Origin of the sequence: Sulfitobacter sp. 1A10359 (assembly GCF_043558145.1) — a bacterium.
Lineage (GTDB): Bacteria > Pseudomonadota > Alphaproteobacteria > Rhodobacterales > Rhodobacteraceae > Sulfitobacter > Sulfitobacter faviae.
Map to the genome: position 1 here is coordinate 587,573 of NZ_JBIFGB010000001.1, position 13,099 is coordinate 600,671.

At 63.8% G+C, this 13,099-nt stretch carries 11 protein-coding genes; 2 read left to right on the forward strand and 9 right to left on the reverse strand.

Annotation, left to right across the window (positions count from 1 at the left end; all coding sequences use genetic code 11):
- Window positions 1–103 precede the first annotated feature (103 nt).
- The 8 genes from ACGYK2_RS02920 to ACGYK2_RS02955 all read right to left on the reverse strand — a co-directional run bounded on the left by ACGYK2_RS02920 (window position 104) and on the right by ACGYK2_RS02955 (window position 9,458).
- The gene (locus tag ACGYK2_RS02920; protein ID WP_271689813.1) at window positions 104–1,720 is read right to left on the reverse strand and encodes a caspase family protein; all 1,617 of its coding nucleotides are present in this window, start codon (window positions 1,718–1,720) and stop codon (window positions 104–106) included.
- Window positions 1,721–1,838: 118 nt separating this feature from the next.
- A complete protein-coding gene (mnhG, locus tag ACGYK2_RS02925) occupies window positions 1,839–2,234 on the reverse strand; it encodes a monovalent cation/H(+) antiporter subunit G (protein ID WP_271689812.1) in 396 nt (131 codons plus the stop codon).
- On the reverse strand, window positions 2,231–2,518 hold the full coding sequence (locus ACGYK2_RS02930; RefSeq protein WP_067260936.1) for a K+/H+ antiporter subunit F: 288 nt from the start codon (window positions 2,516–2,518) through the stop codon (window positions 2,231–2,233). Before ACGYK2_RS02930 ends, mnhG begins: the two co-directional genes overlap by 4 nt.
- Window positions 2,515–3,015: a Na+/H+ antiporter subunit E gene (locus ACGYK2_RS02935; protein WP_271689811.1), complete on the reverse strand. Its 501-nt coding sequence runs from the start codon at window positions 3,013–3,015 to the stop codon at window positions 2,515–2,517. Before ACGYK2_RS02935 ends, ACGYK2_RS02930 begins: the two co-directional genes overlap by 4 nt.
- Before the next feature lies 1 nt (window position 3,016).
- Window positions 3,017–4,561 carry a monovalent cation/H+ antiporter subunit D gene (locus tag ACGYK2_RS02940; protein WP_271689810.1) on the reverse strand — a complete coding sequence of 515 codons (1,545 nt, stop codon included), beginning with the start codon at window positions 4,559–4,561 and terminating at the stop codon, window positions 3,017–3,019.
- Entirely contained in the window at window positions 4,558–4,905 is a 348-nt protein-coding gene (locus ACGYK2_RS02945) for a Na+/H+ antiporter subunit C (protein WP_271689809.1), read from the reverse strand. The genes ACGYK2_RS02940 and ACGYK2_RS02945 overlap by 4 nt, the downstream gene beginning before the upstream one ends.
- A gap of 1 nt (window position 4,906) precedes the next feature.
- Complete coding sequence (locus tag ACGYK2_RS02950) at window positions 4,907–7,765, reverse strand: monovalent cation/H+ antiporter subunit A (RefSeq protein ID WP_271689807.1); 2,859 nt, start codon at window positions 7,763–7,765, stop codon at window positions 4,907–4,909.
- A 175-nt stretch (window positions 7,766–7,940) separates the two neighbouring features.
- A complete protein-coding gene (locus tag ACGYK2_RS02955) occupies window positions 7,941–9,458 on the reverse strand; it encodes a malonyl-CoA synthase (RefSeq protein ID WP_271689806.1) in 1,518 nt (505 codons plus the stop codon).
- Between the two features lie 312 nt (window positions 9,459–9,770).
- Between ACGYK2_RS02955 and ACGYK2_RS02960 the strand changes: the two genes are divergently transcribed.
- Window positions 9,771–11,006, forward strand: coding sequence for a putative DNA modification/repair radical SAM protein (locus ACGYK2_RS02960; RefSeq protein ID WP_271689805.1), 1,236 nt, complete (start codon window positions 9,771–9,773; stop codon window positions 11,004–11,006).
- A complete protein-coding gene (locus ACGYK2_RS02965; protein WP_271689804.1) occupies window positions 11,006–12,436 on the forward strand; it encodes a UdgX family uracil-DNA binding protein in 1,431 nt (476 codons plus the stop codon). Before ACGYK2_RS02960 ends, ACGYK2_RS02965 begins: the two co-directional genes overlap by 1 nt.
- Here the strand turns inward: ACGYK2_RS02965 and ACGYK2_RS02970 are convergent.
- Window positions 12,433–13,071 (reverse strand): SOS response-associated peptidase, encoded by a 639-nt coding sequence (locus ACGYK2_RS02970; RefSeq protein WP_271689803.1) that lies wholly within the window; start codon window positions 13,069–13,071, stop codon window positions 12,433–12,435. The two genes, ACGYK2_RS02965 and ACGYK2_RS02970, sit on opposite strands and share 4 nt — an antisense overlap.
- Window positions 13,072–13,099 lie beyond the last annotated feature (28 nt).

A 13,099-nucleotide genomic window follows, 5' to 3' on the forward strand; every position in this document is an offset into this window, starting at 1 on the left:
ATTGACTGGTGCGCCAATCAAAAGCCATCGGCCGCGATATTGCAACCGGATTAATCTTGCCAACTTACTGGAGGGCAAAACGCAATACTACTTGTTTCAAAACTTACTCCCGCGCGGCCTGTTTGGGGCGCAGAACCGGGGTGACATTTTCACCCACGCCGGGCTCTGGCTCGGCGTTAATTTCGGGGGCATCCTCGGCTTGGGTTGTCGGCTCTTGGTCAGGCTCCTCCTGCGGCGTCTCGGACGCTATCGGAGAGGTTTCCGACGTCTCGGCCTCCGGCGTTTCCTCAGTTGCTTCAGTGGCTTCGCCCGGAAGCGCGCCAGCCTCCATCCCAAATGCCGCGCGGATCGCGGCTTGGGTGCCATCGCCATAAAGCCCGTCGATCGCACCGTCGTAGAACCCGGAATCCGACAGCTTGCGTTGCAGTGCTTTACGGGTGTCACTGTCGAACAAACGCGGCTCCTCCTGCATCAGTCCCAGCAGCGTGCCATCGCCCGCCCGCAGTGCCCGGTAGAGATAGAGCGCGGCATCCGCAGCCCCGCGCCCCGGCACTTTGTCATCGTCGATCATCGCGGCAAAGTTGAACATCGCAGCAGGGTGTCGCCTGTCGGCTGCACGGCGGAAGTAATCAAGCGCCAGTTCGGGGTCGGCCTCCTGCCCCAATTCGCCCTGCAAATGGATGAAGCCCAGATCGTTCAACGCCCCGGCATGGCCCCGCTCGGCAGCGTCGCGATAAAGCTGCATCGCGCGGGCCTCGTCTTGCTCCACGCCCCGACCCTCTTCGTAGAGCTGGGCCAGTTGATAGCGCGCTTCGGCTGAGCCGGTCTCAATCGCGCGCATGAGCTGCGCCGCCGCATTCTGCGGATCATAGCGCGGATCGTCGGGATCGCTTTGCAGGACGGCGAGGCCGAGTTGCGAGCGGGTATCGCCCTGCCCCGCCAATTCGGCCAAACGCTGGCCCTGTGTCTCGTTCAAATCGGACCAGCCCCCCGAGGCCGCTTCCCCGTCACCGCTGCCGAGGAAGAACGGCGTGGGGTTCAGCCGCCCAAAGCGCCGCGCCGAGAGGCTGCCACCGCTGCGGCTGCGCAAAGCCGCGCGGAAATCGTCCAGCATGGCCCCGACCTCGACCTCCGGCTGGGCCACCACCTCGGCCAGCGTTTCGGCGAAAAGGCCCGCGTTTTCACCGCTCTCGTCACAAGCGCCCACCTCGCCAGAAGTCACGACCAAGGTGCCAAGGCGTGGCTCAGGCGGTGGCAGGGGCGCGGTGGCTTGCTGCGGGGCGGCGTGGCAGTTGTCGAGCAGAACAAGCCGTATCTGCCGCGCCTTGCCCGCCGCGCGCAGGAGCGCAGGCAGGGCCACCCCCTCGCGCCGCAGCGCCGAGGCTGGGGCCAAGGGCGCATCAACCGGGATCAGATAGCTCTGCCCACCGGAGGCAACACGGCGGCCCGCGTAGTAAATCAGGGCGATATCCGCTGCTTCGGCCTGAAAGGCAAAGTCGGAAAGCGCTTGTTTGAACGCCGCGCTCTCAGCGTCGATCAGCGTGGTGACGTCGAAGCCCTGCCCCTCCAGCGCCTCAGTCAGCCGCGCCGCATCCGCGCGCGGGCCGTCGAGCGTGGCGGCATCCTCATAGGCGGAGTTCCCGATGACCATCGCCACACGGTCTTGCGCTGCCGCGGCGAAGGGCAGGAACAACATCAGTAGAAGCGCGGTCGGACGCATATGGCAGGATCCTTTCGGTCAGCTTCGGTTGGGCAGCGCCGCCCATTAACCTATGCTGGCAGGAAAAGGTTTCCACCATCGTAACAGTTTGAAATGAATCCGACCTTGGCCCCGCGCCTCAGGCGTTGGGCGAAGTCTCTTCGATCTCGCGGTCTTCTTCCGGCACGTTCAGCGTGGCCCAAGTATCGCCATCCGGCAGTTCGGGCGGATGCGGCAGGCAATCGCGGCGGTGGATATTCGCCTTGGCCATGAAGTTGGCCGAGACCGGCGCGGTGACAAAGATGAATGCCATGATCAGCAGCTCGTGCAGCGACCCCGTGCCCGACAGGAAGGAGTTCACCATGGCCGCCAGCAGATAGGCCCCGATCCCCAGCGTCGCGGCCTTGGTCGGCGCGTGCAGCCGCGTCATCGGGTCGTTCAGCTTGAGCAAGCCAATCCCGGCGACAAGCACAAAGAAACTGCCGATCACCAGCAGCGCGATAACGAAATAGGTGGCGATGACGTCGGGGCTCATTCGATGATATCTCCGCGCAGGACGAAACGGGCATAGGCCACGGTCGAGACGAAACCGAGCATGGCGATGATCAGCGCGGCCTCAAAGTAGATTTGCGTGCCTTGCAAAACGCCCAGAAGCACGATGATGCCGATGGCGTTGATGAACATCGTGTCCAGCGCCAGAATACGATCCCCGGTGCCGGGGCCGATCCACAGACGGATCATCGCCATGAACTGCGCAATGGCGACGAGGGTCAGCGCCCCATAAAGCGCCAGCGTCAAAAGGTCGGTCGCTTGGGTCATACGAAAATCTCCTTCAAGCGGCGTTCGTAGCGGTCTTTGATCTCATCGCGCACCGCGTCGGGGTCGCTCGCGTCCAACGCGTGTACCAAGAGGTAGCGCCCGTTGTCCGACAGGTCCGCCGAGACGGTGCCGGGGGTCAGTGTGATGGTGCCCATCAGGATCGTGATCGCCTCGGGTTCTTTCAGATCCAGCGGCACGACGACCCAAGCGGGCGACATGCTGGCGTTGGATTTGGTCAGGATGATCCACGCCACTTGGATATTGGCGATGATGATATCCCACAGGACCAAGATCACATACGCGATCATGCGCAGCGGGCGGATGCCTTGGGGCCGGTCGGTCCACCACCGCGCGGTCAATACCGGGATCACGATCCCGAGGATCAGGCCGAAGACCAACATGCCTGCGCTGAACTTGTTTTGCAGCAGGATCCACACCGCCGTCAGCAGCAGGGTCAGAAACGGGTGCGGCAAAAGCCAACGGATCGGTCGCATCATGTCAATGGGCCTCCTCTTTGCCGTCCGATAGTTTGCCGGGGGTCTCCAACACGGTGGTCAGGTAACGTTCCGGCCCGAACAATTGCTTTGAAATCGTGGTGGCATATTGGGTGGCCGGTCCGGCCAGCAGCGTATGTGCCACCAGCAGGGCCAAGAGCCCGCCCACCGCGACATAGCTCAGCGCCGAGGGGCGCTCTGCCGGGGTTGCCCCCTCCTCCGGCTTGACGCTGCGCGCCTTCCAGAAGACCACGCTGCCCGCGCGGCCAAAGCCCACGAGGCTCAAAAGGCTCGCGCCCAAGATCACGGCCCAGATCCAGACCCAGAAGTCGCTGGCGGCAGCGGCATCCATGATCAGCAGCTTGCCCAGAAAGCCCGAGAGCGGCGGCACGCCGACCATGGCGATAGCCGCGACAAAGAACAGGGCCGAGGTCAGCTTGGCCCCCGCCACCTGCGGCTGCGCCGTCAGATCAAGGTTGTCGCGCCCGGCCCGCGCCAGATCGGCGATCAAGAACAGCGCGCCCGCGGCCAGTGTCGAATGCACGATATAATAGAGCGCCGCCGCGATCCCCTCGGGCGTGAACAGCGCGATTGAGATCATCACCATGCCCATGGAGCCGATGACGGAAAAGGCCACCATACGGTCCAGCTGCTTGGCCGCCAGCACGCCGATCATGCCAAGCGCCAGCGACAGCAGTGCGGCAGGCAACAGCCATGTGGTGTGCAGATCCGCCGTTACGGCCAGTTCGGGCGGGAAGATCAGCGTATAGACGCGGATGATCGCATAGGCGCCGACCTTGGTCATGATGGCGAAAAGCGCCGCCACCGGGCCGGGCGCTTCGGCATAGCTCGACGGGAGCCAGAAGTGCAGCGGCACCACGGCGGCTTTGACCGCAAAGACCATCAAAAGCAACACCGCCGCAATGCGGATGCCCACGGTCGCGCCCGCGTCGATCAGGGCAACGCGCTGCGCCAGATCGGCCATGTTGAGCGTTCCCGTCTCGGCATAGATGGCGCCAAGCGCAAAGAGAAACAGCGTCGAGCCCAGCAGGTTATAGAGCACATATTGCACCCCCGCCCGCAGGCGCGGCGTGCCACCGGCGTGGATCATCAACCCGTAGGAGGCGATCAGCAGCACTTCGAAAAAGACGAAAAGGTTGAAAAGGTCGCCGGTCAGGAAGGCGCCCATGATGCCCATCAGTTGGAACTGGAACAGCGCATGAAAATGCCGCCCGCGCTCGTCCCATTTCGACCCGATGACATAGAGCAGCACAAACAGCGCCAGCACCGCCGTCAGCGTGACCATCAGCGTCGACAGGCGGTCGCCCACCAGCACGATGCCGAAGGGCGCGGCCCAATCGCTGAGACGGTAGAGCATGACATTGCCGCTCGCCGCCTCGACCGAGAGGCCAAGCCCCACAACGACCAGCGCCAGCGCGCCAAACAGCGACAGCACCCGCTGGATGGTGATGTGATAGCGTGCGGCCAGAATGATGAAAGGCGCGATAAACGCAGGCAGCACGATGGGCAGGATCAGCCAATGGGTCATGTGCGGTCCTCCGCCTTGGTATCGGTCAGCGGCTCGTCCACATAATCATCCTTATTGCCCAGATAGGCCCCGAGGGCGATCATCACCACCACGGCGGTCATGCCAAAGGAAATCACGATGGCGGTCAGCACCAGCGCTTGGGGCAGCGGATCGGTATAGCGCGCGGCATCACTCAGGATCGGCGGCGCGCCCACGGTCAAGCGGCCCGAGGCAAAGAGAAAGACGTTCACCGCATAGGTCAGCAGCGATGTGCCCATGATGACGGGAAAGCTCCGCAAGCGCAGCACGAGGTAGAGGCCAGAGGCCGTCAGGATGCCGATGGCGGATGCGACGAGAAGTTCCATGTTATGCCTCCGCCTTGGTGTTGTCTTCGCGCGATGGGTCGATGTCCATCGGGTGATCGGCCTCGGGCACATGCGCCCGGCGGGCCAGCCGCGAGAAGCTTTCGAGCGACAGCATCACCGCCCCCACCACGGCAAGGAACACGCCCAGATCGAACAGCGCCGCCGTCGCCAGTTCGAACTTGTCGAAGGGCGGGATGCGCACATAGGTGAAGTCCGACGTGAGGAAGGGTTTGGCAAAGAGCCACGAGCCGATCCCCGTCAGCCCCGCGATCAAGACGCCGGTGCCGATGATCCCATGATAGGGATAACGCAGCCGTGCCGAGGCCCAGGCAAAGCCGCTGGCCATATATTGCATCACCACAGCGATGGAGACGATCAGACCGGCGATGAAACCGCCGCCCGGCTCGTTATGGCCGCGCAGGAAGATGTAGAAACCCACCATCAGCACCACCGGCATGATCACGCGGGTCATCACCACCATCATCATCGGGTGCCGGTCGCCCGCGCGCGGCTGGTCGGGCTTGCGGTTCAGCAAACGCGCGCGCACCGGGCCCGAGAGCAGCGTCTCGGTCAGCGCGTAGATCAGCAGGGCGGCAATGCCCAACACGATGATCTCACCATAGGTGTCGAAACCGCGGAAATCGACGAGGATCACGTTCACCACATTGGTACCGCCGCCACCCTTATAGGAGTTGGCAAGGTGGAATTCGGAAATGCTCGGCGCCACGGTGTCGCGCAGCAGGTAGTGATAGGACAGCGCCATGGTCGCTGCCCCCGCCGCGAGGGAGACGACAACGTCCCGCGTCCGGCGCAGCACGCTGCTTTCGATCGGTGTGCGGTTGGGCAGGAAGTTCAGCGCCAAAAGCAGCAGGATGATCGTCACCACCTCGACCGTCAGCTGGGTCATCGCCAAGTCAGGCGCGCTGAAGAAGACGAAACCGGCCGAGACGATCAGCCCGACGATGCCGATCAGGATCAGCGACAACAGGCGGTTGCGGTGCAGGAAGACAAGGCCGCAGGCCGCCGCGACCAACATCAGCCAGCCTGCGATCTGCACAGCATTCGTTGGCTGCAGCGCACGGCTCGCCGCGCTCACCGTGCCGGTGGCCCAAGCGTAATAGCCCACGCCCACGACGGTCACCGCCATCACGGCGGCATAGCGCGAGAAGGCCCCATTGTGCAGCCGCAGCGATACCGCCTGCGACAGGCCGACAGAGGCCGCGATGATCCGGTCAAAGATACGCTTGGCCTCGGGCCGGGGTGCGGCATCCCAGACGCGCAGCAGCGGGGTGAAGAGCGCCAGCAGGATCAGCCCGCCCACGACCGCGATGATCGACATATAAAGCGCCGGACCCAGCCCGTGCCAGATTTTGAAATGCGCAGAAGACATCTCGGCTGCGTCGCCGAGGACAGAGGCGGTCACCAGCTTGACGAAAGGCTCGGCCAGAAACGGCGCGAGGCCGATCACCACCACGGGGATGATCAACAGCGCTGGCGGCAACCACAGGCCGGGCTTGGGATCATGCGGATGGTCGGGATAGTCGTCGCGTTCCTTGCCAAGGAAAGTATGGCCGATCAGCCGGAAACTATAGGCCGCAGAGAAGAGCGCGCCAAAGGTCGCCAGCGCGGGCACCAGCCACGGCAGATCGAAAAGCGTGGTGTGCAGCGTCTCTTCCAGCATCATCTCTTTCGACAGGAAGCCATTGAACAGCGGGATCCCCGCCATCGAAAGCGACGCCAGCGTGGCGATCACGAAGGTCACCGGCATCAGATGCCGCAGTCCGCCCAAACGGCGGATGTCGCGCGTATGCACCGCGTGATCCACGATCCCCGCCGACATAAAGAGTGCCGCCTTGAAGGTCGCGTGGTTCAGGATGTGAAACACCGCCGCCAGCGCGCCAAAGGCCGTGCCAGTGCCCAAGAGCATGGTGATCAGACCAAGGTGGCTGACGGTCGAGAAAGCCAAGAGCGCCTTCAGGTCATGTTTGAACAGCGCAATCACCGCGCCCAGCACCATGGTGATCAGCCCCGCCGTGGTGACGATGACGAACCATTCGGGCGTGCCCGAGAGCACCGGCCACATCCGCGCCATCAGGAAGATACCTGCCTTCACCATCGTGGCGGAGTGCAGATAGGCCGAGACCGGCGTGGGCGCGGCCATGGCGTGGGGCAGCCAGAAGTGGAAGGGAAACTGCGCCGATTTGGTGAAACAGCCCAGCAGGATCAAGATCAGCGCGGGCAGATAGAGCGGCGAGGCTTGGATCGCCTCGCGGTTCTCCAAGATCACGCTCAGGTCATAGCTGCCCACGACCTGCCCCAGCAGCAACATGCCACCGATCATCGCAAGCCCGCCCATGCCCGTCACGGTCAGCGCCATCCGCGCGCCTTGGCGGCCTTCGGGGAGATGCTTCCAATAGCCGATCAACAGGAAGGACGACAGCGAGGTCAGCTCCCAGAAGATAAGCAGAATCAACACGTTATCACTTAGAACGATGCCGACCATCGCACCTTGGAAGAGCAAGAGATAGGTGAAAAACTCACCCATATGATCGTCGCGCGACAGATAAGAACGCGCATAGGCGATGATGAGCAGACCGATGCCAAGGATCAGGCAGGCAAAGAAAAAGCCAAGACTGTCGAGCATCAAGGTCAGGTTCAGACCAAGCTGCGGAATCCAGTCAACCCGCGCGGTCAGCACCTCTCCGGCCAATACGGCGGGCAAATGGGTGAGCAGGCCGACAAAGGCCACGAGGGTAACCATGAAGGTGACCCCGGCGCAGGCTTGGCGCCCTGCGGAATTCATCAGTCCGGGTAGCAAAGCACCAAGGAAAGGCAAGGCAACGATAAGGAAGAGGGACACGCGAACTCCTGATCTAGCGGACTGAAAGGTCACCACGTTCTGTAGAAATTTTCCCGGCACCTCAAGCGAAACCGGGCATTAAACGCCAGATTGTCGCAGGTTACGCCCCCCGCCCTGCCCCGTGGGAGGGGGATGCCCGTGCCTTTGCCCGTCCGACAGTCCCCCTCGGGCCGTGTCACTCCGGTTGGAAGAGGTCCCGGTAGTTTTCGCGCAGCACGTTCTTCTGCACCTTACCCATCGTGTTGCGCGGCAGTTCCGGCAGCACGATCAACTTCTGGGGCTGTTTGAACTTGGCCAGCGATCCGGCCACGCCCTCAGCGATCTGCTCCAGATCCAGTTCCACACCCCGGCGTGCCACCAGCACCGCCACGACGCTTTCGCCGAAATCGGGGTGCGGCACGCCGATCACCGCGCTTTCCAAGACGCCCGGTTGGTCGTCGAGCAGCAGTTCGACCTCTTTGGGGTAGATGTTATAGCCGCCCGAGATGATCAGATCCTTGTCGCGGCCCACGATGGTGACATAGCCATCCGCATCGCGTCGCCCCAAATCGCCCGTGATGAAAAACCCATCTTCGCGCAATTCGGCGGCAGTCTTCTCGGGCATTTGCCAATAGCCCTTGAAGACGTTGGGCCCCCGCACTTCGATGCTGCCGATCTCGCCATCCGGCAGGGTCGCGCCGGTTTCGGGGTCGGTGATCTTCAACTCCACATCCGGCAGCGGCAAGCCCACAGTGCCCGCGCGGCGCTCGCCCTCATAGGGGTTACTGGTGTTCATATTGGTCTCGGTCATGCCGTAACGCTCAAGGATACGGTGGCCAGTCCGGGTCTCGAAATCCACATGGGTTTCCGCCAGCAGCGGGGCGGAGCCCGAGATGAACAGCCGCATATTCGCCGCCGTCTCGCTGGTAAAACGCGCGTCGTCCAACAGCCGGGTGTAGAAGGTGGGCACCCCCATCATCGCGGTGGCATGGGGCATCCGGTCGATCAACCGGTCGATGTCGAGCTTGGGCATAAAGATCATCGCGCCCCCCGCCACCAGCGACACATTCGTCGCCACGAAAAGCCCGTGGGTATGGAAGATCGGCAGCGCATGGAGCAGCACGTCTGCATTGGTAAAACGCCACAGATCGGCCAGCGTCTGCGCGTTGGACAAAAGGTTCGCCTGCGTCAGCATCGCCCCCTTGGAGCGCCCCGTCGTGCCGGAGGTATAGAGGAAGGCCGCCAGATCATCAGCCTCACGCGCGACGGTCTCGAACTGATCGGGGGCCGAGGCTGCGCGGTCCGCAAAACTGCCATCGTTTTCGGTGCCCAGCGTCTCAAGCTGGCAGCCCGTATCCTTGGCCAGCGGCGCCATCTCATTGCGCCGCGCAGGCTGGCAGACAAAAGCCGCCGCCCCGCTGTCGGTCACGAAATAGCGCACCTCCTCCGCCGTATAGGCCGGGTTCAGCGGCAGAAAGATCACCCCCGCCTGCACGCAAGCGGCATAGAGCGCCAGCGCATCGGCGGATTTGTCGATCTGCACCGCCAGCCGGTCGCCCGGCTTCACCCCCAGCTCGGACAGCACATTGGCAAAGCGGCCCGCCCGGCTGAGAAAGCCCGCATGGGTCAGCGTCACCCCGCCCTCAAGGTGCAAAAAGGCGGTCGTCTTGCCCGCGTGACGGCCAAACAGAGTGTCATAAAGGGGGTTTGCCATCACAGTGCTCCTCACGTGTTGTTCTTGGGAAAGCCGATTGCCTCCTCGCGGAATTACAACCGTATTACGCAGGGTAATGCAAGCAGGCGGAGGGCTGCGTATGGCTGCGGTGAGGGGAAATGTTGAACCGAGGCAATAGCTTGTAGGGCGACACTCAAATGCGTCGCCCTGCGGATTAGCGGCCCGTAGCCAGACGCGCAGCAACCCCGACCGCGCGAAATCTTCCCGCCCCCTCAGCAGCCCCCCGCGCAAATTGTCGCGGCATTAAGATAGATTAATGACGCCGCTCCGTTGAGAACATATATAGAACGCATGACCAAACAGACACTCGATCGAAAACTGGCGATTCTCAGCGATGCGGCGAAATACGACGCCTCCTGCGCCTCCTCGGGCTCCACCAAGCGCGACTCGCGCGATGGCAAGGGGCTGGGCTCCAACGAAGGCAGCGGCATCTGCCACGCCTATGCCCCGGACGGGCGGTGCATCAGTCTGCTCAAGATTCTGATGACGAATTTCTGCATCTATGATTGCAGCTATTGCATCAACCGCGTCTCCTCGAACGTGGAGCGCGCGCGCTTCAGCGTGGACGAGGTGGTGAAACTCACCATCGAGTTCTACCGCCGCAATTACATCGAAGGGCTGTTTCTGTCCTCCGGCGTGATCCGCTCGCCCGATGCCACGATGTCCGACATGGTGCAGATCGCCCGCAAGCTGCGGCATGAGGAGAATTTTCGCGGCTACATCCACCTTAAGACGATCCCCGATGCCTCGCCCGAGTTGATCGAGGAGGCCGGCCGTCTCGCCGACCGTCTGTCAATCAACGTGGAACTGCCCACCGACACGGCGGTGCAGCAATATGCGCCCGAGAAAAAGCCTGAGCAGATCCGCCGCGCCATGGCGAATGTGCGGATGACCAAGGAGGCGAGCAAGGATAAATCCTTCTCCGGCAAGCGCCCGCCGCGCTTCGCGCCCGCGGGCCAGTCGACGCAGATGATCATCGGCGCGGATGGGTCAAACGATGCCACGGTGCTGGGGCAATCGACGCGGCTCTATTCCAGCTACAAGCTGAAGCGGGTCTATTACTCCGCCTTTTCGCCCATTCCCGACAGTTCGTCGAAACTGCCGCTGATCCGCCCGCCCCTGCAACGCGAGCACCGGCTTTATCAGGCCGACTGGCTGCTGCGGTTCTACGACTTTCAACTGGATGAGATCACCTCCGTCACCCGCGACGGCAACCTTGATCTTGAGGTCGACCCCAAGCTCGCCTGGGCGCTGGTGCACCGCGAACACTTCCCGCTCGACGTCAACCGCGCCAGCCGCGAGAAGCTGCTACGGGTGCCGGGCTTTGGCGTCAAAACCGTGAACCGCATCCTCGCCGCGCGCCGTCACCGCGCACTGCGCTACGAAGACCTCACCCGCATGGGCGCCTCGATGAAAAAGGCCCGTGCCTTCGTCACCGCGGGCGGCTGGACCCCCGGTGGCCTCACCGACAGCGCCGACCTGCGCGCGCGTTTCGCGCCGCCGCCCGAGCAATTGACCCTGTTCTGATGCACCGCGTCTCCCTGCCCCCCATCGGCACCGCCAAGGCATGGCGCGAGGCGGCGCGCGGTTTTCTTGCCGCGGGCGTACCGCCTGAGGATATCCTTTGGGGTGACCATGCCGCCGCCCCCGATCTTTTCGGTGGGGAAGCCGCACCGGCCGCCACGGGCCGCGTCGCGGTGCCGCGCAGTTTCGTGTCCATGGCCGAGACCGCCGTCTGGCACAGTGATCCCGAACGTTTCGCCCGTCTCTATGCCTTTCTCTGGCGCGTGAAGGACGCGCCGCATCTGATGTCCGACCGGGGCGATGCCGACCTCGCCGTGCTGCGCGGGATGGAGAAGAACGTCCGCCGCTGCCAGCACAAGATGAAGGCCTTCGTCCGCTTCCGCGAGATCGGCGATCCGAACGCCCCGCGCCGCAGCTTCGCCGCGTGGTTCGAACCCACGCATCACACGGTGGAGCCTACGGCGGATTTCTTCGTGCGGCGGTTTTCGGACATGGACTGGCGCATCCTCACGCCCGATGTCTCGGCCATCTTCGAGGGCGGCAAGCTCAGCTTTCAAGAAGGCCACGCCAAGCCTGACCTGCCCGAGGACGCGGGCGAGCAGTTGTGGATCACCTACTTCCAGAACATCTTCAACCCCGCCCGCCTGATGGTGAAGGCGATGCAGTCGGAGATGCCCAAGAAATACTGGAAGAACATGCCCGAGGCCGCCTTCATTCCCCAGATGATCGCCGAGGCCCCGGCCCGCGCCCGGGCCATGGCCGAGGCCGCCCCCACCCTGCCGCCCGCGCGCATGGACCGGGTGCAGGCGCAGCTTTCGGCTTTTGAGTCCGCTTGGGACGGCTCGATGGAAGAGCTTCCGTCCGCGATCCGCGCCTGCACCCGCTGCCCACTTCATTGCCACGCCACGCAGGCCGTGCCGGGCGAAGGGCCGACGCATGCCGATCTCATGGTCGTGGGCGAACAGCCCGGCGATCAAGAAGACCTCGCGGGCCGCCCCTTCGTCGGGCCGGCGGGGCAGATGTTCGACCGCATCGCCGGCGAAGCGGGGCTGGACCGAGACGCCGCCTTCGTCACCAATGCGGTCAAACACTTCAAGTTCACCGCCCGCGGCAAACGCCGCATCCACCAGCGCCCCGAGATGCCGGAGATCGACCAGTGCCGCTGGTGGATGAACGCCGAGGTGGCGCAGGTGCAGCCCAAGCTCATTCTCGCCATGGGCGCTACGGCGGCGCAGAGTCTCACCGGCAAGGGCACGGGTATCCTGAAACGCCGCGGCACGATCGAGGCGGGGCCCGAGGGCATCCCTGTGCTGATAACCCTGCACCCCTCCTACCTGCTGCGCGTGCCCGACCCAGCCGTGCGCGAGGAGGCAGAGGCGCAGTTCCGCTCCGATCTGGCGATGGCGGCGCGGATGATGGCCGAGGCGGCTTAATCCTCGGGGTCGATGACCTGCAGGGCACCATCCGGCAGGGGGCGTTGCAACGCGGGCAGATCGGCAGTCTCGGCGCTCAGCCACGTATGCACTTCGTCGGGCGTGGTCAGGATCACTGGCATGGCCTTGGGGTGGACGGCCCCGACCTCGGCGTTGGGTTCGGTGGTGAGAAAGCCATAGAGGTTATCGGTGGTCTCGCCGTCCTTGAGTTTTCGCACGCTCGTCCATTGCGTCCAGACCCCGGCGAAGAAGGCCAGCGGGCGGTCTTCGCCAAGCGCGAACCAGATCGGGCGCGAGCGTTCGCCGGGGCGGTTCAGCGGCTCGGAAAAGGCGGTGAAGGGCACCACGCAGCGATGCTCCCGCACCAGCCAGCGCCGCCAATGCGGTGAGGCGATGTTGCGGATGTTCGTGACGCCGCGGTCGGTCTTCTTGCCCTTGAGCGCGAAGGCCGGCGAGGGCATCCCCCACCGCATCATCTCCAGCACCGGGCCGCCATCGCCATGGCGCACCACCGGGGCCGGGTAGTCGGGGTAAATGCCGGGCATCGGCGGCAGATTGCCTGCCTGGTCGTTGATCCCGTCGAACCAGCCGCGGATCGCGTCCTGCCCCTTGGTGAGGGAGTAAAGATTGCACATTGGTCGCCTCCTGTCGCAGCCTTGGCCC

Excerpts from the sequence above, each read along its gene's own strand:
- ACGYK2_RS02920 (WP_271689813.1), bottom strand. The coding sequence starts at position 1,720 with ATGCGTCCGACCGCGCTTCTACTGATGTTGTTCCTGCCCTTCGCCGCG.
- mnhG (WP_271689812.1), bottom strand. The coding sequence starts at position 2,234 with ATGAGCCCCGACGTCATCGCCACCTATTTCGTTATCGCGCTGCTGGTG.
- ACGYK2_RS02930 (WP_067260936.1), bottom strand. The coding sequence starts at position 2,518 with ATGACCCAAGCGACCGACCTTTTGACGCTGGCGCTTTATGGGGCGCTG.
- ACGYK2_RS02935 (WP_271689811.1), bottom strand. The coding sequence starts at position 3,015 with ATGATGCGACCGATCCGTTGGCTTTTGCCGCACCCGTTTCTGACCCTG.
- ACGYK2_RS02940 (WP_271689810.1), bottom strand. The coding sequence starts at position 4,561 with ATGACCCATTGGCTGATCCTGCCCATCGTGCTGCCTGCGTTTATCGCG.
- ACGYK2_RS02945 (WP_271689809.1), bottom strand. The coding sequence starts at position 4,905 with ATGGAACTTCTCGTCGCATCCGCCATCGGCATCCTGACGGCCTCTGGC.
- ACGYK2_RS02955 (WP_271689806.1), bottom strand. The coding sequence starts at position 9,458 with ATGGCAAACCCCCTTTATGACACTCTGTTTGGCCGTCACGCGGGCAAG.
- ACGYK2_RS02960 (WP_271689805.1), top strand. The coding sequence starts at position 9,771 with ATGACCAAACAGACACTCGATCGAAAACTGGCGATTCTCAGCGATGCG.
- ACGYK2_RS02965 (WP_271689804.1), top strand. The coding sequence starts at position 11,006 with ATGCACCGCGTCTCCCTGCCCCCCATCGGCACCGCCAAGGCATGGCGC.
- ACGYK2_RS02970 (WP_271689803.1), bottom strand. The coding sequence starts at position 13,071 with ATGTGCAATCTTTACTCCCTCACCAAGGGGCAGGACGCGATCCGCGGC.